The 18,284-nt window shown below is 38.3% G+C and carries 19 protein-coding genes and 1 riboswitch; of the genes, 6 read left to right on the top strand and 13 right to left on the bottom strand.

Features of this window, described 5'->3' with window-relative positions; all coding sequences use genetic code 11:
* Positions 1-160: 160 nt before the first annotated feature.
* The 3 genes from purE to ACWIT3_RS05040 all read left to right on the top strand — a co-directional run bounded on the left by purE (position 161) and on the right by ACWIT3_RS05040 (position 3,159).
* Entirely contained in the window at positions 161-673 is a 513-nt protein-coding gene (purE, locus tag ACWIT3_RS05050; RefSeq protein ID WP_457161706.1) for a 5-(carboxyamino)imidazole ribonucleotide mutase, read from the top strand.
* Between the two features lie 63 nt (positions 674-736).
* Entirely contained in the window at positions 737-1,825 is a 1,089-nt protein-coding gene (gene purK, locus ACWIT3_RS05045; RefSeq protein WP_457161705.1) for a 5-(carboxyamino)imidazole ribonucleotide synthase, read from the top strand.
* Positions 1,826-1,968: 143 nt separating this feature from the next.
* Positions 1,969-3,159 carry an amino acid aminotransferase gene (locus ACWIT3_RS05040; protein WP_457161704.1) on the top strand — a complete coding sequence of 397 codons (1,191 nt, stop codon included), beginning with the start codon at positions 1,969-1,971 and terminating at the stop codon, positions 3,157-3,159.
* A gap of 77 nt (positions 3,160-3,236) precedes the next feature.
* Here ACWIT3_RS05040 and moaE read toward each other — a convergent pair whose 3' ends face one another.
* From moaE to moaA, 4 genes are all read right to left on the bottom strand, one after another.
* Positions 3,237-3,689 (bottom strand): molybdopterin synthase catalytic subunit MoaE, encoded by a 453-nt coding sequence (gene moaE, locus ACWIT3_RS05035; RefSeq protein WP_457161703.1) that lies wholly within the window; start codon positions 3,687-3,689, stop codon positions 3,237-3,239.
* Positions 3,690-3,935, bottom strand: a complete 246-nt coding sequence (gene moaD / locus ACWIT3_RS05030; protein WP_457161702.1) for a molybdopterin synthase sulfur carrier subunit — start codon at positions 3,933-3,935, stop codon at positions 3,690-3,692.
* 9 nt (positions 3,936-3,944) lie between these two features.
* The gene (moaC, locus tag ACWIT3_RS05025; RefSeq protein WP_457161701.1) at positions 3,945-4,421 is read right to left on the bottom strand and encodes a cyclic pyranopterin monophosphate synthase MoaC; all 477 of its coding nucleotides are present in this window, start codon (positions 4,419-4,421) and stop codon (positions 3,945-3,947) included.
* A 56-nt stretch (positions 4,422-4,477) separates the two neighbouring features.
* Positions 4,478-5,491, bottom strand: a complete 1,014-nt coding sequence (gene moaA / locus ACWIT3_RS05020) for a GTP 3',8-cyclase MoaA (RefSeq protein ID WP_457161700.1) — start codon at positions 5,489-5,491, stop codon at positions 4,478-4,480.
* Positions 5,480-5,619, bottom strand: a riboswitch (molybdenum cofactor riboswitch). (Overlaps the previous gene by 12 nt.)
* Positions 5,620-5,830: 211 nt before the next feature.
* Here moaA and ACWIT3_RS05015 point away from each other — a divergent pair.
* Positions 5,831-6,754, top strand: a complete 924-nt coding sequence (locus tag ACWIT3_RS05015) for a gluconeogenesis factor YvcK family protein (protein ID WP_457161699.1) — start codon at positions 5,831-5,833, stop codon at positions 6,752-6,754.
* Positions 6,755-6,814: 60 nt separating this feature from the next.
* On the opposite strand, the gene ACWIT3_RS05010 is transcribed toward ACWIT3_RS05015, so the two are convergent.
* The 8 genes from ACWIT3_RS05010 to truA all read right to left on the bottom strand — a co-directional run bounded on the left by ACWIT3_RS05010 (position 6,815) and on the right by truA (position 15,194).
* Positions 6,815-7,306 (bottom strand): NlpC/P60 family protein, encoded by a 492-nt coding sequence (locus ACWIT3_RS05010; RefSeq protein ID WP_457161698.1) that lies wholly within the window; start codon positions 7,304-7,306, stop codon positions 6,815-6,817.
* A 74-nt stretch (positions 7,307-7,380) separates the two neighbouring features.
* Positions 7,381-7,677 (bottom strand): integration host factor subunit alpha, encoded by a 297-nt coding sequence (locus ACWIT3_RS05005; RefSeq protein ID WP_046338465.1) that lies wholly within the window; start codon positions 7,675-7,677, stop codon positions 7,381-7,383.
* A 3-nt stretch (positions 7,678-7,680) separates the two neighbouring features.
* Positions 7,681-10,068: a phenylalanine--tRNA ligase subunit beta gene (pheT, locus tag ACWIT3_RS05000; protein WP_457161697.1), complete on the bottom strand. Its 2,388-nt coding sequence runs from the start codon at positions 10,066-10,068 to the stop codon at positions 7,681-7,683.
* 59 nt (positions 10,069-10,127) lie between these two features.
* Positions 10,128-11,111, bottom strand: coding sequence for a phenylalanine--tRNA ligase subunit alpha (gene pheS, locus ACWIT3_RS04995; RefSeq protein ID WP_457161696.1), 984 nt, complete (start codon positions 11,109-11,111; stop codon positions 10,128-10,130).
* 213 nt (positions 11,112-11,324) lie between these two features.
* Complete coding sequence (locus ACWIT3_RS04990; RefSeq protein ID WP_457161695.1) at positions 11,325-12,002, bottom strand: TIGR01621 family pseudouridine synthase; 678 nt, start codon at positions 12,000-12,002, stop codon at positions 11,325-11,327.
* Between the two features lie 84 nt (positions 12,003-12,086).
* Entirely contained in the window at positions 12,087-13,415 is a 1,329-nt protein-coding gene (gene folC / locus ACWIT3_RS04985; protein ID WP_457161694.1) for a bifunctional tetrahydrofolate synthase/dihydrofolate synthase, read from the bottom strand.
* Positions 13,408-14,316, bottom strand: a complete 909-nt coding sequence (gene accD / locus ACWIT3_RS04980; RefSeq protein ID WP_457161693.1) for an acetyl-CoA carboxylase, carboxyltransferase subunit beta — start codon at positions 14,314-14,316, stop codon at positions 13,408-13,410. Before accD ends, folC begins: the two co-directional genes overlap by 8 nt.
* Positions 14,317-14,399: 83 nt before the next feature.
* Positions 14,400-15,194: a tRNA pseudouridine(38-40) synthase TruA gene (truA, locus tag ACWIT3_RS04975; protein ID WP_457161726.1), complete on the bottom strand. Its 795-nt coding sequence runs from the start codon at positions 15,192-15,194 to the stop codon at positions 14,400-14,402.
* Between the two features lie 165 nt (positions 15,195-15,359).
* On the opposite strand from truA, the gene ACWIT3_RS04970 reads away from it, so the two are divergent.
* Complete coding sequence (locus ACWIT3_RS04970) at positions 15,360-16,220, top strand: patatin-like phospholipase family protein (protein WP_457161692.1); 861 nt, start codon at positions 15,360-15,362, stop codon at positions 16,218-16,220.
* Positions 16,221-16,532: 312 nt separating this feature from the next.
* The gene (locus ACWIT3_RS04965) at positions 16,533-17,240 is read left to right on the top strand and encodes an XRE family transcriptional regulator (RefSeq protein WP_457161691.1); all 708 of its coding nucleotides are present in this window, start codon (positions 16,533-16,535) and stop codon (positions 17,238-17,240) included.
* Positions 17,241-17,995: 755 nt separating this feature from the next.
* Here the strand turns inward: ACWIT3_RS04965 and rplY are convergent.
* Positions 17,996-18,280, bottom strand: coding sequence for a 50S ribosomal protein L25 (gene rplY, locus ACWIT3_RS04960; RefSeq protein ID WP_457161690.1), 285 nt, complete (start codon positions 18,278-18,280; stop codon positions 17,996-17,998).
* Positions 18,281-18,284 lie beyond the last annotated feature (4 nt).

The following is an 18,284-nucleotide window of genomic DNA, read 5'->3' as shown; positions in this document are numbered from 1 at the left end:
TTCGAACTGAAAAACTTAATTAGGATATGACTTTATACCTCAAGTTGCAATCAGATTTTATCTCGTCAAACCTTAACCAAACACTAAGCAAACGTTTGCTTATTGCTTATAGTGTGCTATCCTACGCACGTTTTTATTTTTGGATTTAATAAGGAACAAAATGTCAAACACCACCTCTCCAACACAACCTCAAATTGCCATTGTGATGGGTTCAAAAAGCGATTGGTCAACAATGCAAGAAGCCACTCAAATTCTTGATGAATTACAAGTGCCTTATCACGTTGAAATCGTTTCGGCACACCGTACTCCAGACAAACTTTTTAGCTTTGCAGAAAGTGCGGTCGAAAAAGGTTATAAAGTGATTATTGCAGGTGCAGGCGGCGCAGCACATTTACCAGGAATGATCGCCGCAAAAACATTAGTGCCAGTGTTGGGTGTCCCAGTAAAAAGCTCAATGTTAAGTGGTGTGGATAGTCTTTATTCTATTGTGCAAATGCCAAAAGGTATTCCAGTAGGCACATTGGCCATTGGCCCAGCAGGTGCTGCAAATGCTGGTTTGCTAGCCGCACAGATTTTAGCAGCGTTTGATAGCGCACTTTTACAGCGCTTAACGCAGTTTAGAGAAAATCAAACAAATGTGGTATTGGACAATCCAGATCCACGTGTTCAATAATGTTTTAGGGCGGACGATTGTTCGCCCTGTCTATTTTTAATTTTTCCAACTGGTTTTTATTTTATGCAAAAAAGTGCTTTATACCCTACTGTTTATGTTCTCGGAAATGGTCAACTTGGCCGTATGTTACGTTATGCTGGTGCACCGTTAGATATTCACGTGCAGCCACTTGCCTTTGATGCATCTGTCTTTGATTTACCACAAGACAGTATTATTACCGCAGAAATTGAACGTTGGGAAAAAACACCTTTAACAGAAATGTTAGGCAATCATAAGCTGTTTGTGAATCAAAGCGTATTTGCAACGTTAGCTGATCGTTTGTCACAAAAATCATTGCTTGATGAATTGGCATTATCGACCTCACCTTGGTGCTTATTAAAAGAAGAAAATCAATGGCAACAAGTTTTTGCTGATGTAGGTGAAAAAGTGGTTGTGAAACGCCGTATGGGCGGTTATGACGGTCGTGGTCAATGGATTGTGGATCAAACTAATACGCAAGTCATTACACAAGATTTATATGGCGAAACCATCGCTGAAAAATTCATTCCATTTGATTACGAAGTGTCTATTGTAGGCGCGCGTTTTAGAAATGGCGAAACACGTTTTTATCCAGTTACGCACAATTTACAACAAAACGGGATTTTACGTTATAGCGTCGTTGATACAAATTTCCCTCAACAATCACAACAACAAGAACAAGCTGAAGCCATGTTAGGCAAAATTATGCATAAGCTAGATTATGTTGGTGTAATGGCGATGGAATGTTTTGTCGTGGGTGATCAATTATTAATTAATGAACTTGCGCCACGTGTTCATAACAGTGGTCACTGGACACAATTAGGCTGCTCTATTAGCCAATTTGAATTACATTTACGTGCATTATTAGACTTACCAACGCCAGAACTAAAACCAATTGCACCGAGTGTAATGGTGAATTTAATTGGTACGGAACATAATGTTAATTGGTTGAATACACCATTCAGCCAGCTACATTGGTACGGCAAAGAAGTGCGTCCGGGGCGTAAAGTTGGACATATAAATTTAACTCACCCAGATAAACAAGTGTTAATTACTTTACTTGAAAAATTACGTAAAGAGTTACCTGATGATTATCAATCTGGTTTAAATTGGGCGGTTGAAAAACTAAAATAATTCAATTTATTACCGCACTTTTAAAACATTATCTAAACAACTGAATTAATTTTTAAATTCCTTTGATCCGAGCTTGATAATATTTGCCTCGTGCAGTATAACTAGCTCACTATGACTAAACACAACAATGTAAGGATTTAATTATGTTTGAAAATATTACCGCAGCACCCGCAGATCCGATTTTAGGCTTAGGCGAATCGTTCAAAGCTGAAACTCGTGATAATAAAATCAATTTAGGGATTGGTGTTTATAAAGATGCTAACGGTAACACACCTATTATGAAAGCTGTCAAAGAAGCGGAAAGACGCTTATTTGAGCTTGAAATGACCAAAAACTATTTGGCAATTGATGGTGTAGCAGAATTTAATGCACGTACAAAAGAATTATTATTTGGTGCAGATTCTGAAGTGGTGACACAAGGTCGTGCGAAAACTGTACAAAGTTTAGGTGGTACAGGTGCGTTACGTATTGCAGCTGAGTTCATCAAACGTCAAACAAAATCACAAAATGTTTGGATCAGTACGCCAACTTGGCCAAACCATAATGCGATTTTTAAAGCAGTTGGTATGACGATTCGTGAATACCGTTATTATGATGCAGAAAACAAATGCTTAGATTGGGATAATTTAATCGCTGATTTAAGCAATGCGGGTGAAGGCGATGTTGTATTACTACACGGCTGCTGTCATAACCCAACGGGTATTGACCCAACACCTGAACAATGGCAACAACTTGCAGAATTATCTGCGAAAAATGGTTGGTTACCACTCTTCGACTTCGCATACCAAGGTTTTGCGAATGGCTTAGATGAAGATGCGTTTGGTTTACGTACTTTCGTGAAAAATCACAAAGAATTATTAGTTGCTAGCTCGTACTCGAAAAACTTCGGCTTATATAATGAGCGTGTAGGTGCGTTCACTTTAGTAGCAGCAACAGAAGAAATTGCAGCAACTGCATTAACACAAGTGAAAACTATCATTCGTACATTGTACTCAAACCCAGCTTCTCACGGTGCAACCACAGTATCTATGGTGTTAAAAGATGATCAACTTCGCCAAGAATGGGTGGAAGAATTAGCGGAAATGCGTGATCGTATTAAAACAATGCGTAGCCAATTTGTAGAGTTATTGAAAGAATTTGGTGCAGATCGTGATTTCAGCTTTATCATCGACCAAAACGGTATGTTCTCGTTCTGTGGCTTAAATCCAGAGCAAATGGACCGTTTAAAAGACGAATTTGCTATTTATGCAGTCCGTTCTGGCCGTATCAACGTGGCGGGTATCACTGAAGATAACATCCGTTACTTATGCGAAAGCATTGTGAAAGTACTATAATTTTCTGACGATAATAAATAACCGCACCTTAAAAGTGCGGTTATTTTTTTGAGAGTTTTTCTATTTTTGACCTAGCGTTACCAACGTTCTAACGCTTCCTGATCGCTATCACGACTTTCAATCCAGCGTTCGCCTTTATTCGTTTGTTCTTTTTTCCAGAATGGTGCTCTGCTTTTCAAAAAATCCATAATAAATTCGTTGGCTTGGTAAGCATCGCCACGATGCGCAGAACTGACGCCCACTAATACGATTTCATCACCAGTTTGCAATAACCCTACTCTGTGAATCACAGAAACACGTTGAATATCCCAACGCGCTTTCGCTTGCGCCACAATTTCATTTAAAGCCTTTTCAGTCATGGCTGGATAATGTTCAAGATACAGGCTAGATACTTCATCTCCTAGATTCAAATCACGCACTTTACCTACAAAAATGACCGTTGCTCCCACTGAATTCTGTTCAGATAACCAACGATAGACTGCATTCTGATCAAAAGGTTGTTCTTGAACGGCAATTTGAATATCGTTCATTTAGCCCCCTGTAACAGGTGGGAAAAATGCGATTTCATCGCCCGATTTGACCGCACTTTCTAATGGCATCAAGGATTGATTAATTGCGACCAATAATTTGCCTTTTTCTAACGCTAACGCCCAGCGGTCACCTTTTTCGACAAGATGTTGACGAACTTGCTCTGCTGTTTCAAACGTCGCAGGTAATTCCAAACCATCAACGCCAATTAATTCTCTTGTTTGTGCAAAAAATAAGATTTTTAACATTGTATTTCCTTATTTCGCAATAAAATGACCCGATTTCCCACCGCTCTTTTCTAATAAGCGGACTTGCTCGATCACAATATCTTTTTGTACGGCTTTACACATATCATAAATGGTTAATGCAGCAACGCTTGCTGCCGTTAAAGCTTCCATTTCTACGCCTGTTTTACCACTTAATTTGCATAAACTTTCAATACGAACCTGATTACGTTCCACAATTGGTGTCAAGCTGACTTCAACTTTTGATAATAACAATGGGTGGCATAACGGAATTAAATCCCAAGTCCGTTTTGCAGCCTGAATCCCCGCAATACGTGCAGTGGCAAATACATCACCTTTATGATGTTGACCTGACATAATCATTGACAAGGTTTCTGGTGACATTGTCACGAATGCTTCTGCTCTTGCTTCTCTTACTGTATCCTGTTTGGCAGAAACATCCACCATATTGGCTTCGCCCTGGCTGTTAATATGGGTAAATGTACTCATAAATTCTCATTAAAAGTTAGATAATCGATGAAAGTGCGGTTAAATTTCTGAAAATTTTAACCGCCAATACTCGCTAAATTTGCCCGTACACCACTATCACCATGATGTAGGAAGTGATGTTCACGTTTGCCTTGTAACGCAGAATAAATGCGCGCTTGTAATTGAAGTTGTTGATCGTCTGATTGTAATAAATCGCGTAGCTCAATCCCTTCTTCACCAAATAAACAAAGGTGTAATTTACCTTTTGCAGACACTCTCAAACGGTTACAACTTGCACAAAAGTGTTTTTCATAAGGCATGATCAAGCCTATTTCACCCACATAATCTGGGTGTCTAAAGACTTTTGCTGGACCGTCTAATACCCCTTTAGATTGGAGCGTCCATCCTGTACGCAATAATTTATCTGCTAACACTTGACCAGACAAATGATGTTTTTGGAAGAAACTATCCATTTCACCAGTTTGCATTAATTCGATGAAACGCATTTGAATAGGTTTATCTTTAATCCAAGCTAGGAAACTCGAAAAATCACGGTCGTTTAAATCTTTCATTAACACCGAATTGACTTTAATTTTTCGATAACCAACCTCAAAAGCACGCTCAATGCCACGCATGACGTCATCAAACTTGTCCACACCAGTAATACGATGGAACATTCTTGGATCAAGACTATCAATACTGACATTAATTGAAGTCACACCAGTATCCTTCCAAGCAGCGACCTCTTTTGCCATGCGAAAACCATTTGTTGTTAATGCAATTTGGTTAATTCCCTCTATTTGTGCAAGGGTCTCCACAATAGCTAAAAAGTCTTTACGTAAAGTAGGTTCTCCCCCTGTAATCCGTACTTTTTCTGTCCCCATGGCAGCAAAACTGTTGACAACACGATGAATTTCATCGCGAGTCAGGAAACTTGGCTTATTGGCTTCAGGCTGATAACCATTAGGCAGGCAATAATTACAGCGGAAATTACATACATCTGTAATTGACAGACGTAAGTAATAATACTGACGTTGGAAGGCATCGACTAAACGATGATGCTCAACTTGCTTAATTGGAATAGATTGCATTTTACACCTTTCTAAAACATGAGAGGATAAACCGTTTCCAGCGTATCCCTGAATAGCCTCTTCTGCTATTGGCATTACAACCATATTTAAAAAAACGTAGGTTAGTAAGCTCGGAGTTATGCGATAATAAGTGAATCAAATTGTTACCCAGTATTGTAAAAGATATATTCAAACGATTGCAAACAAATAATATGATCTAGCGCATAAAATAGAAAAATTCTTTAAAATCAATTATATAAATTATTATATAGCGTGATTATATACTACCCAAAATGGTGTAGAAACGAACTTTATCATCTGTCATATGTCTGTATTAAATAGACACAAAAGGAAAATAACATGCCAGAATTAACACGTCATCAATATGAACATCTAGACAGCATACAGCGTATTGTCGCCATTGGTGGCGGACACGGTTTAGGTCGTTTAATGTCAGCATTGAGCTTTATGAAAGAACGTTTAACGGGTATTGTGACTACCACTGACAATGGAGGCTCAACTGGTCGAATTCGTTTAAACCATGGTGGTATTGCATGGGGAGATTTACGTAATTGCTTAAATCAAATTATTACCGAACCGAGTACAGCATCTGCTTTATTTGAATATCGTTTTTCTGGTCATGGTGAACTAGCGGGGCACAATTTAGGCAATTTAATGCTCAAGGCACTAGAAAACATGAATATTCGCCCTATTGAAGCCGTGAATTTAGTCCGAGATTTGTTACGTGTAAAATCACATATTATCCCCATGTCAGAAAGTCCTGTTCATCTCGCCGCGGTCTTACAATCTGGAGCTAGCATTGTTGGTGAAGTCAGCATTGATAATCTCACTGAGTTACCTAAATCTATTTTTCTTGTTCCTCTTGTTCCTGCAACACCCGAAGCAGTGAATGCTTTGAAAGAGGCAGATGTAATTTTGTTTGGACCTGGCAGTTTTCTCACCAGCATTCTACCTCCGATTTTACTTCCCGAGATCATTCAAACTTTAAAGCAAAGCCAGGCAAAAAAGATTTTTATTGATAATTTGGGGGTTGAACATAGTCCTGCCGCGGCATTGACCTTATCTGATAGAATTAATTGGATTCATGATACGGTGGGTAAAGCGATTATAGACGGCGCGATTGTCTCAACAAATGCAGTCGATTTTTGCGAAAAACTGAATATCAATGTGATGGCTCGTCCATTACAAGCAAATGATATCACTTATCGACATGATCGTACGCTACTTTCCAAAGCTATTGATGAATTAGTCGGTGAATTATAAACCGTCCCTTAATACGTCTGAATTTCAACCGCGCGTATTAAGGAACACGACTGACTCATGTTAAATCCGTCTGGCTTGCCAATATTTCTTTGACCAATAAGGGCTATTGAGCGATGAGTAAATCACGCCACCTTTTGTTGAGGCATGCAAGAATAAATTATCTTTGACATAAATCCCCACATGGTAGCCATTTGGGCCTCTTCCTGTTTTGAAAAAAACCAAATCCCCTGTTTGAATATCCGTTTTCGTGATAAATTTACCTTGTTTGGCTTGTTGTGAGGTCATACGAGGTAACGCAATATTAAAACGTTCTAAAAAAGTTTTTTGTACAAAACCAGAACAATCTATCCCTTTTCTACTCTGTCCACCTAAGCGGTAAGGTGTCCCTGCCCATTCTCGTTGTTGTTCACTAAGTAATGTGATCACCATAATGGGATCAGTTAATTGCCCTTGATAATGAATAGACTGCGAACCTGATTGAGTGGAACTGCCACAAGCGGAAAGCAAGACAGCACCACTTAAGATCATCAATGCTTTTAAACAATTTTTCATTTTTTGCTCTTATAAAAAACTAAAGCTATCCAAGGTTTCCCGTGGATAGCTTAATAAATAGCTGAATTGAGAAATTAACTTTTCACTTTTGCTCTTTCGACTCTTGCACGGAGCTTCTGACCAGGTTTGAAAGCAACAACTCGACGAGCCGAAACAGGAACACTTTCACCTGTTTTGGGATTTCTGCCTGGACGAGATGCTTTATCACGTAGTTCAAAATTGCCAAAACCAGAGAGTTTAACATCATCTCCCATCTCTAAAGCAACGCGAATTTCTTCAAAAAAGTTTTCAACCAATTCCTTCGCATCACGTTTATTCAAATTAAATTTCTCGATTAAGTTGTCTGCTAGTTCTACTTTGGTCAATGTCATAATTTAATCTCTCAAATAAGCATTAAAACGTTGTTTTAACTCAGATAACACAACAGAAACCACCGCGTTGATATCATCTTCCTCAAGGGTTTTTTCATTGTCTTGAATAATCAAGCTAATTGCTAAACTTTTGTGTCCTTCAGCAACCCCTGTACCTTGGTATACATCAAATAAATTGACTTGAGTTAATTTATCACCCGCTACCTCTCGACATACGTCAAGGATATCACTTGCCGCTACGGTATCCTCAACAACAAGCGCTAAATCACGTCGGTTGGCAGGAAAACGAGAAATTTCTTTAGCTTGAACTACATTACGCGTTGCAATAGCATTCCACAATATTTCAAAAACGATTGCTTTACTATTTAACCCAAGCTGTTTCGCTACATTTGGATGAATGGTGCCAATAAAACCAATTTCTTCATTATTCAACATAATGGCTGCCGATTGACCAGGATGGAGCGCTGGATATGATTTTGCTACAAATTTAACCAAATTACCAGCTTTTGTTAAGGATAAAATGCTTTCTAAATCCCCTTTGAGATCAAAGAAATCAACACTTTCTGATTTTCCAGTCCAATGTTCAGATTTTTTCGCACCAGTAATCACTGCAGACAAGACAAATTCTTGGCGAACACCAAATTCAGCATGGCTATCAGGCACAAAGCGTAAACCCGTTTCAAATAAACGAACACGTGTTTGTTGACGGTTTTGGTTGTATTGCACCGCACCTAATAAACCGCTTAACAATGATAAACGCATTGCGGACATTTCTACAGAAATTGGGTTTGGCAACACAAACGCTTCTTGTTGTGGGTGTAATAGACCTTGTACTTTTGGATCAACGAAGCTATAAGTAATGGCTTCTTGATAATCCGCATCCACAAGTGCAGTCTTAATACGCGCTAAATCTAAATCCGCTTCTTTGTGTTGACGCATACGTAAATGGGCTAACGGTGCATGGTTTGGAATGCTGTTATAGCCATAAATACGCGCGACTTCTTCAATTAAATCTTCTTCGATTTCAATATCAAAACGCCAGCTTGCTGAGGTCACTGTCCAAACCTCATCTGCGTAGCTAACTTCTAGACCTAAACGTTGGAAGATTTCAGTCACAGTTTCAGTTTCAATAGAGTGACCAAGTAATGCATCTAATTTTTCACGACGTAATTTCACTTGATTTAATTTTGGTAAAAATTCATCGCTTTTCACTTCGCAGATTTCACCCGCTTCACCACCACAAATTTCAATTAAAAGTGCGGTCGCTCTTTCCATTGCTTTGTGTTGTAATTCAAAGTCCACGCCACGTTCAAAACGGTGAGATGAATCAGTGTGTAAACCATATTGTCTGGCGCGACCTGCAATCGCTAATGGCGCAAAGAATGCAGCTTCTAAAATAACGTCTTTCGTTTCTGCATTTACACCACTGGCTTCACCGCCAAAAATCCCTGCCATTGCTAATGGGCCCTGTTGGTCTGCGATTAATAAAGTATTTTCTTTTAATTTTGCAGTTGAACCGTCTAATAACACTAACGCTTCACCGTCTTTCGCCATACGCACTTGTACTGGCTGCGCAACTTTCGACGCATCAAAAGCGTGCATTGGTTGACCAAGCTCTAATAAAATATAGTTGGTAATATCAACCACAGGATCGATTGAACGGATACCACAACGGCGTAATTTTTCTTGCATCCACATTGGTGATTGTGCTTTAACATTCACATTTTTCACCACACGTAATAAATAGCGTGGGCAAGCTTCAGGGGCTTGTAATTGAATCTCAACTTTGTCTGCAATAGTTGCTTTAACTGGCTCAACGTGCGGTGCAGTTACAGCAAGTTTGTTTACTACGCCGATTTCACGTGCGATACCCGCCATACTTAAGCAGTCTGCGCGGTTTGGTGTTAAGCTAATTTCTACCGCATTGTCATCAAGTTTTAAATATTCACGTAAATTTGTACCGATTGGCGCATCTTGCGGTAATTCAATGATACCGCTTGATTCAACATCAATACCTAATTCACTGAATGAGCAAAGCATGCCTTCGGATGTTTGTCCACGTAATTTGGTTTTCTTGATTTTAAAATCACCTGGTAATACTGCACCATCTGTTGCGCAAGCCACTTTTAAGCCTTGGCGGCAGTTTGGCGCACCACAAACGATATCTAATAAGCGCTCACCGCCAACATTGATTTTTGTTACGCGTAATTTATCTGCATCAGGGTGTTGAGCACATTCAACAACTTCACCAACAACTACGCCAGTAAAATCGCCAGCGACTTTTTCAACCCCATCGACTTCCAACCCTAACATCGTGATTTGGTCGCATAATTGTTCAGTGCTAATCGCGGGATTTACCCATTCACGCACCCATAATTCACTAAATTTCATTATTTCTACCTTAATTTTGTCAGAACCTGTTCAACAAGTTCATTAAATCTATAATCGAATTACTTAAATTGTTTTAAGAAGCGTAAATCATTTTCAAAGAATGAGCGCAGATCTGTGACATTGTAACGTAACATGGTTAAGCGCTCTACTCCCATTCCTACTGCGAAGCCTGAATATTCGTTTGGATCAATACCGACATTACGCAAGACATTAGGGTGTACCATGCCACACCCTAACACTTCCAACCATTTACCGTTTTTCCCCATTACGTCAACTTCAGCTGATGGCTCAGTAAATGGGAAATAAGATGGGCGGAAACGCACTTGTAAATCTTCTTCGAAGAAAGCACGTAAGAAATCATGAAGCAAACCTTTTAACTCCGTAAAGTTTGCTTTTTTATCAACATATAATAATTCGATTTGGTGGAACATAGGGGTATGTGTTTGGTCATAGTCATTACGATAAACACGACCTGGTGCCATAATACGAATTGGCGGCTGCATTTTTTCCATGGTACGAATTTGTACACCAGAAGTTTGGGTACGTAATAATAATTCAGGGTTAAACCAGAATGTATCGTGATCCGCTCGTGCTGGGTGGTGTTTTGGAATATTTAATGCATCGAAATTGTAATAATCACTTTCAATTTCAGGACCACTTTCCACAGAAAAACCTAACTCAGAAAAGAATTTGGTCACACGGTCAATCGTAATCGTCACAGGATGTAAGCCTCCTGTTTCGACTTTACGTCCTGGCAATGAAACATCAATTTTTTCTTTTGCTAATTGTGCATTTAACTCTGCGGCTTCAAGCTGTGCTTTTTTCTCATTTAATGCGTTTTGTGCAATTTGTTTCGCATCATTAATTTTTTGTCCCACTACTGGACGTTCTTCTGGTGAGACGTCACGTAAACCCTGCATTAATGCAGTAAATGGCCCTTTTTTACCAAAATATTCAACACGAATGGCGTCTAATGCTTTGCCATCTTCCGCTTTGGCAATAGCTTCCAACGCCTGTGCGGTAATTTGTTCTAGGTTTTGCATACCTGTCCTCTAAAATTCAATTATGCTGTGAAAAATACGATTAATGATAATATTAACTGATTAAAAAATCACGCCTTTATTCGTGTTTTTTATGTTTTCATCTCCTTGTTTTTGGATGAGTTTATCTCACTATCCAAAACAATTGATCTAAGAATGGCGTTTAAATCCGTCTTAATGTAAAACATACCCAACGGAATATCCTATGACGATGCGTTAAAAGCATGTTGATGTCTGCATGGACTCATAATTCGCTAGCAAGGATTCAAGCGCAATTGTTTGAAACCGCTCACCACTTGGCAGACAGCGAATATCAATCTCTTGAGTTTGATAAGTAAACTGTAAGCGATAAGCATGTAGATAAGTGCGGTCAACGTTTACAGTGTTTGAACCATAGCGCGTATCCCCTAAAATTGGGCTACCTAAGCTTTTCATGGCGACACGTAATTGATGTGTTTTGCCTGTTTGTGGCATCAAAATAAATAAACGTAAATTAGGTTCACAACTCAGCGAATAAAAACGCGTAATGGCTGGATTTTCTTTTGTCGGGCACAGTTTCCATGCCCCACCGCGTGTTTTCACCATATCCCCTACCACCAAACCTTGTTTTTTCTTAGGTTTATGCGTGGAAAAGGCTAAATATGTTTTTTTAACCTGATGCTCTGCAAAAAGTAATGCCAAGGTTCTCGCCGCATCTTGATTTAACGCTAAAATCAACAAACCCGAAGTCACTTTATCAAGACGATGTACTAACCATACTTGTGCCACACCAAGTTGTGCTGCAACAACCTGGGTGAGACCTGTCTCATTATTATCCTTGTGAACACTGACGCCACAAGGCTTATCAATAATCACAAAATCAGTATGTCGATAAACGATAGAAATTGGTTGCATAATAATGATATAAGCTTAGGTTTTTGCCCTATTTTATTCGTACTACGAGGAAAATAGGACGATGATAAGTAGAAATTAAGTACGTTAAAGCAATGATAAAAGTTCGCCAACGGTATGAAAAGAGCCAAAAACTAACACCACATCTTCTGAATTAGCTTGCTTAATGGCATATTTTACACCGAATTCAACACTATCATCACGATCGGCAACGAGAACATGCCCATTTGATTGGGCGAGATGTTGTAACGTCACCAGTAACGCGTCTCCAGTCTGTCCTCGATAACCTGTTAATGTCACACAATGCCATATATCAATAACAGGTAATAAAGGTGTCAGTACACCTTGCACATCTTTGTCTTTTAAAATGCCACACACGGCAATAATTCTGCCACGTATTTGAGCTTTAAGTGCGGTCAATTTTTCCGCCAAATAATTGGCAGCATGCGGGTTATGTCCAACATCAATGATAATACGTGGAAGCTCAAGCAAATTTTTATCACATTGTTTCGCAAATTGAGTTAATACTTCTTGTTTTAAGGTTTGGAAACGCCCTGTCAACTCAACGTCTTGTAATGATTGGCGGATTGTTGCTTCTGAAACAGAAAAAGGCAACTGTTCAATTGTTGCAAGCGCTGTTGCAGCATTTGCAAGTGGAATTTGGCAAATCGGTAAATTTTCAAACCGCATTTTTTGCCCAACCCAATCCCAGCCGTTTTCATTCACTACAAATGTCCAATCAAGATCACGACAAGCCGTTTTACATTGCAATGATTTTGCGTGATTTATCAATTTTTGAGGAATATTTGGCTCACCAATAATGGCTGGCTTATGGGTACGGAAAATTCCCGCCTTCTCAAAACCAATTTGTTCTCGATCTGAACCTAAGAAATCAACATGATCAATATCGATGCTAGTAATCACAGCCACATCACTATCGACAATATTTGTTGCGTCCAGACGCCCTCCCAGTCCAACTTCTAAGATCACTACATCTAGTTTTGCTTGCTTAAATAAATGCAACGCAGACAAGGTACTAAATTCAAAATACGTTAAAGATTCTGTTTTATGTGTATCAATAAAAGCGAAAGATGCCGTATGGGCTTCATCGGGTAATTCTTGATTTTGGATACGCACTCGTTCGTTATAACGAATTAAATGCGGCGAAGAATACACACCGACACGATAGCCCGCATTCAACAAAATTGTTTCAAGCAAGCGGCAAGTTGTACCTTTGCCATTTGTACCACCGACAGTAATCACAAAAGGGGCTGGCGCTAATAAATCCAATACTTCTGCAACAGATTTAATGCGAGCCAAACCTAAATCAATGGCTTTAAAATGGCTATTTTCTAAATAAGAAAGCCACTGCGCGAGTGGCGAAGTGGCTGTTAATAAATGATTTGGATTATGCATTTGTTTCTTGAGTTTTCTCAACTAACAATTCAGGCTCAATAAAAGGTGATGGTTTATTGCTTAATTTGCTTAATACGCTGGCTAAGGTATGACGCATATCACCACGTTTCACAATCATATCAATAGCCCCTTTTTCTAATAAGAATTCGCTGCGTTGGAAACCTTCTGGTAATTTTTCACGCACAGTTTGCTCAATCACACGAGGACCTGCAAAACCAATCAATGCTTTTGGTTCAGCAATATTGATATCGCCAAGCATTGCAAAACTGGCAGAAACCCCACCTAATGTAGGATCTGTCAACACTGAAATAAATGGTACGCCTTTTTCTCGCATTTTGGCTAATACCGCACTGGTTTTTGCCATTTGCATTAACGAAAATAATGCTTCTTGCATACGTGCGCCACCACTTGCGGAGAAACACACAAATGGACAGTTTAGCTCAAGAGCTTTTTCTGCGGCCTGTACAAATTTCGAGCCAACAACAGACCCCATCGAGCCTCCCATAAAGCTAAAGTTTGAGGCTGCCGCCACAATAGGCATGCCATAAAGTGTACCTTGCATCACGATAAGAGCATCCTTCTCACCTGTCTCTTTTTGAGCGGCAGAAATACGGTCTTTATATTTCTTTAAGTCTTTAAATTTAAGAATATCTTTTGGCTCTAGATCTGCGGCTAATTCATGAACACTATCTTTATCTAATAAAGCTAACAGACGTTCTCTTGCATCAATGCGCATATGATGACCGCATTTTGGACACACTTCTAAATGACGCTTTAATTCATCACGATACAACACTTGTTCACAAGAAGTACATTTGGTCCAAACGCCCTCAGGTACATTAGACTTACGAGACCCTGTCGAAGTCGTATTTTTACTAAAAATTCGATCAATCCAGCTCATTTTAAACCTTTTTATTTAACGAAAAATTGGATGTATTACACCATAATTTGAGCAAATATGCCAGAAATAAAGGTCTGATCTGGCTACCATAAGTTATCCTCTAAGAACAATGGTCCTAAGGCATTTTGGGGAATAGCAAACCGCTCAGGATACATCACATTGACTAAATAAAGCCCCTCTGCTTTTGCTGTTGGTGCGGCTAAAGTGCGGTCTTTTTGTGCCAATAACCAACTTATCCACTCAACTGGCTGATTCCCCGCCCCAACTTCAATCAAACTACCGACAATATTGCGCACCATATGATGCACGAACGCATTCGCTTGAATATCAACAATAATATATTCGCCACGACGAATAACCTGTAAATGATGAACATGGCGGAATGGCGTATTTGATTGGCATTGTGCTGCACGAAAAGAAGAAAAGTCATGTTCACCTAAAAGTGCCTGACCAGCCTGATGCATTAATTGGTGATCAAGGGCTAAATGACAATGGGTAATACCTTCAGGTAAAATCGCTGAACGTAATTTATTACAATATAAAATATAACGATAGCGACGGGCAGTAGCACTGAAACGCGCATGAAAATCCTCTTCTACAATTTTCGCCCAACTCACTGAAATATCATCAGGCAAATTCGCATTCACGCCAAAACTCCATGCTTTTTCAGGACGGTTTGCATTCGTTTCAAAATGAATGACTTGCCCCGTGGCATGTACCCCTGAATCCGTACGACCTGCACAAAAAATTTGACAAGTTTCATTTGCAACAAAAGAAATTGCTTGTTCTAATTCTTGCTGTACACTTGCAACACGTTCTTGTCGCTGCCACCCAAAATACTGCTTCCCGTTATATTGAATACCTAATGCAACTTTCATCATCTTTAACTGGTTTTTATTCGATTACAAACGCGTTATTATAGAGCAGATTTCTATCTGCAGTAAGTAGAAAATCATTTCCCTCTTTTCAAAAATGCTTGAGCTTGAAGAACATGTACAATGTGCGGTTTGGATTTCTAACGTTTTACCCATTAAGGAGAAAAAATGAAAGTCGGTTTAGTATTAGAAGGTGGCGCAATGCGCGCAATGTTTACAGCAGGTGTACTAGACGTTTTCCTTGATGAAAAAATTCATGTTGACGGTATTGTGGCAGTATCTGCTGGCGTATTATTTGGCGTAAACTTTCCAGCCAAACAGCGCGGGCGTGCACTTCGTTATAATTTAAAATATCTTAATGATAAACGCTATATGGGATTATCAAGCCTACTCCGCACAGGGAATATTGTGAATAAAGATTTTGCGTTTTATGAAGTGCCTTTTACATTAGACCCCTTTGATATTGATACCTTTCTCGCTTCAAAAACAGATTGTTACGCTACATTAACAAATATCGAAACAGGTGAAGCTGAATACATTAAATTGGGTAATGTATTTGAACAAATGGAAGTTTTAAGAGCCACATCTGCGATGCCTTTTGTATCAAAAATTGTCGAAGTAAATGGGAAAAAATATTTAGATGGCGGAATAGCAGAAAGTATTCCATTAAAAAAATGTCAAGAATTAGGCTACGATAAAATCATTGTGGTTCTGACTCGTCCATTAGATTATCGCAAAAAACCTACACCTTCTTGGATATTTCAGGCTTTTTATCGTCGCTATCCTAAATTAGTCGAAAAACTGTCACTTCGTTACCAAAATTACAACAATTGTGTTGAAGAAATCATTAAATTAAGCGAACGCAATGAGATTTTTGTTATCCGTCCATCACAAACATTACCCATCAAACGAATTGAAAAAGATCCTGTAAAAATCCAAGCGATGTATGACTTAGGCGTTCAAGATGCACAACAAAGTATAACAGCCTTAAATGCTTTTTTAATGAATAGTGATGATAAAAAAGAGTAACTTCTTTATCACATTTTCTGCAAATAAGTATGGGGATTGGCTTTTTTACTGATAAATTTTATGGTTACGTTATAATTTTGTCACGATGCTTCTTTGTTAAGTCTTTTATCTAGTTATTTTTTAATAAAACCCCCTTATTAAAAATGAAGATTTTGATAATTATTACTCTTAATAGATATTTCTTTTATAATGTAATTAGCTATAATGATTATAGCTAAGGCTATTGTTAAGTGAATAAGCTTTATAGATTTAGTTGTTTTGAGTTTTAAAACTAACGTTTTACAATGGTATCTGTATAGATTAGGAGAGCTTATGACTACATTAGCAAGCAGGTTGCAATTATCTAGAAAAAACTCTGGTTTTACACAAGTACAGCTTGCCAAGCTTGCGGGTGTATCACAAAATGCAATTCAAAAAATTGAATCAGGGCAAACAAAAGAGCCTAAAAATATTCTTGCTCTTGCCAAAGCATTAGGAATAGAGCCAGAATGGTTACAGTATGGGACTGGTAAACAAGTCAAAATTGAAACAAATCGAATTGAATCTAACGTCAAAGAAATAGGATCATTTGAACTATGGGATTGCCATACTCCACTCAATGACGACGAAGTCGAGGTGCCATTTTTAAAAGATATTCGTTTCGCAGCAAGTAATGGATTTACGGACGATATAATGGATTACAATAATTTCAAATTACGATTCTCTAAAGCAATATTGAGACGACAAGGCGTACAATATCACAATGCTGTTTGTATCACAGCCGATGGCGACTCTATGGAACCCGTCATTCCTGATGGTTCGACAGTGGCAATTGATATTGGGAATCGAACTATTCGTGATGGTAAAATCTATGCGATTAACCATGGCGGTTTATTGCGCATAAAGATCTTGTACAAAATGCCGAACGAACAAGTCCGCATTCGAAGTTACAATATTGAATCAACGCCAGAAGAAGTCGTTGATTTGTCAGAAATTACTGTATTAGGCAAAGTATTTTGGTGGTCTGTTTTGTGTGATTAATATGAGCGGTTTATGCCGCAAATAATCAACACAGAACTGACTTCTAAAATACGATAATATATTATATAACTTATTGTAGTATACGATTAAAATAGAACAATTTGATATAACAAATTTCCCTCCATACTTTTATAACAAGCCATAAACAGACACAAACCTTACGACTCGTCATGACAAATTTCGCTTCCCCACTCTCTTTATCTAGTATTAAAAATATTCATTTCACGATCTTTAGTTATGGTAAAGCTCACAAATACATCAATCAGTTAAGAAATTGCTAAAATCTTTTCCACTCAAAAACAACCTATTAACAACCCTTTATAGCCATAAATATGATCATTTTCATCCAAAAAACAACTAAAGCTATTTACAAAATAAAACTTTAGCTATATTATAAATAACATATATAGAACGGAATATTTATAATAAAATCATAAGATTATTTTTAATCTATTAGATAAATGATAGCCATTTCTCCGTTTTAACAAGGGATTAACTCATTAAAAATATGATGAAATATTTAAATGAGCCCATTAAGACACAGATAATGCAAGATATTATTGACAAGGGATGTGGATAGGATATGCAAATGAAGAATATCAACATCATTTGGTTTAAAGAAAAAGCTCCCCTACTTTTTTAAGTAGAAGAGCTTTAACATTGATTATGTTCTTGATGATATGATTATGCTTAGATGATAAGCAAGAAAACAATCCATCCTAGAACAAAACGATACGCGATTCTCTAATTAAAAATTATACGCGTTTAAAATCGATGTGAACTAATTTTGGTTTAAATGGGTGACGTTGCATCGCTTGAGCTTTAACAGCAACTTCTTTACCATCAATAACCAATGTAATGACATCAGTATAAAAGGCATCATGAGCCTGTGCGTTATTTAAATCATCATGATTTAAAATGATTGAAACAGGCGCTTCATTCCCACCATAAACGATAGCTGGGATTTGACCATTGTGACGCAGGCGGCGGCTCGCACCCTTACCTTGCGTTTGACGAACTTCGGCATTAAATTTAAACATTGTT

Source organism: Pasteurella sp. P03HT, assembly GCF_054052285.1.
Note: the sequence above shows the minus strand (reverse complement) of the source record. Positions and strands in the feature narration are given on the sequence as shown.

Coding starts and splice junctions, on each gene's coding strand:
- purE (WP_457161706.1), top strand. CDS start 161: ATGTCAAACACCACCTCTCCAACACAACCTCAAATTGCCATTGTGATG.
- purK (WP_457161705.1), top strand. CDS start 737: ATGCAAAAAAGTGCTTTATACCCTACTGTTTATGTTCTCGGAAATGGT.
- ACWIT3_RS05040 (WP_457161704.1), top strand. CDS start 1,969: ATGTTTGAAAATATTACCGCAGCACCCGCAGATCCGATTTTAGGCTTA.
- moaE (WP_457161703.1), bottom strand. CDS start 3,689: ATGAACGATATTCAAATTGCCGTTCAAGAACAACCTTTTGATCAGAAT.
- moaD (WP_457161702.1), bottom strand. CDS start 3,935: ATGTTAAAAATCTTATTTTTTGCACAAACAAGAGAATTAATTGGCGTT.
- moaC (WP_457161701.1), bottom strand. CDS start 4,421: ATGAGTACATTTACCCATATTAACAGCCAGGGCGAAGCCAATATGGTG.
- moaA (WP_457161700.1), bottom strand. CDS start 5,491: ATGCAATCTATTCCAATTAAGCAAGTTGAGCATCATCGTTTAGTCGAT.
- ACWIT3_RS05015 (WP_457161699.1), top strand. CDS start 5,831: ATGCCAGAATTAACACGTCATCAATATGAACATCTAGACAGCATACAG.
- ACWIT3_RS05010 (WP_457161698.1), bottom strand. CDS start 7,306: ATGAAAAATTGTTTAAAAGCATTGATGATCTTAAGTGGTGCTGTCTTG.
- ACWIT3_RS05005 (WP_046338465.1), bottom strand. CDS start 7,677: ATGACATTGACCAAAGTAGAACTAGCAGACAACTTAATCGAGAAATTT.
- pheT (WP_457161697.1), bottom strand. CDS start 10,068: ATGAAATTTAGTGAATTATGGGTGCGTGAATGGGTAAATCCCGCGATT.
- pheS (WP_457161696.1), bottom strand. CDS start 11,111: ATGCAAAACCTAGAACAAATTACCGCACAGGCGTTGGAAGCTATTGCC.
- ACWIT3_RS04990 (WP_457161695.1), bottom strand. CDS start 12,002: ATGCAACCAATTTCTATCGTTTATCGACATACTGATTTTGTGATTATT.
- folC (WP_457161694.1), bottom strand. CDS start 13,415: ATGCATAATCCAAATCATTTATTAACAGCCACTTCGCCACTCGCGCAG.
- accD (WP_457161693.1), bottom strand. CDS start 14,316: ATGAGCTGGATTGATCGAATTTTTAGTAAAAATACGACTTCGACAGGG.
- truA (WP_457161726.1), bottom strand. CDS start 15,194: ATGAAAGTTGCATTAGGTATTCAATATAACGGGAAGCAGTATTTTGGG.
- ACWIT3_RS04970 (WP_457161692.1), top strand. CDS start 15,360: ATGAAAGTCGGTTTAGTATTAGAAGGTGGCGCAATGCGCGCAATGTTT.
- ACWIT3_RS04965 (WP_457161691.1), top strand. CDS start 16,533: ATGACTACATTAGCAAGCAGGTTGCAATTATCTAGAAAAAACTCTGGT.
- rplY (WP_457161690.1), bottom strand. CDS start 18,280: ATGTTTAAATTTAATGCCGAAGTTCGTCAAACGCAAGGTAAGGGTGCG.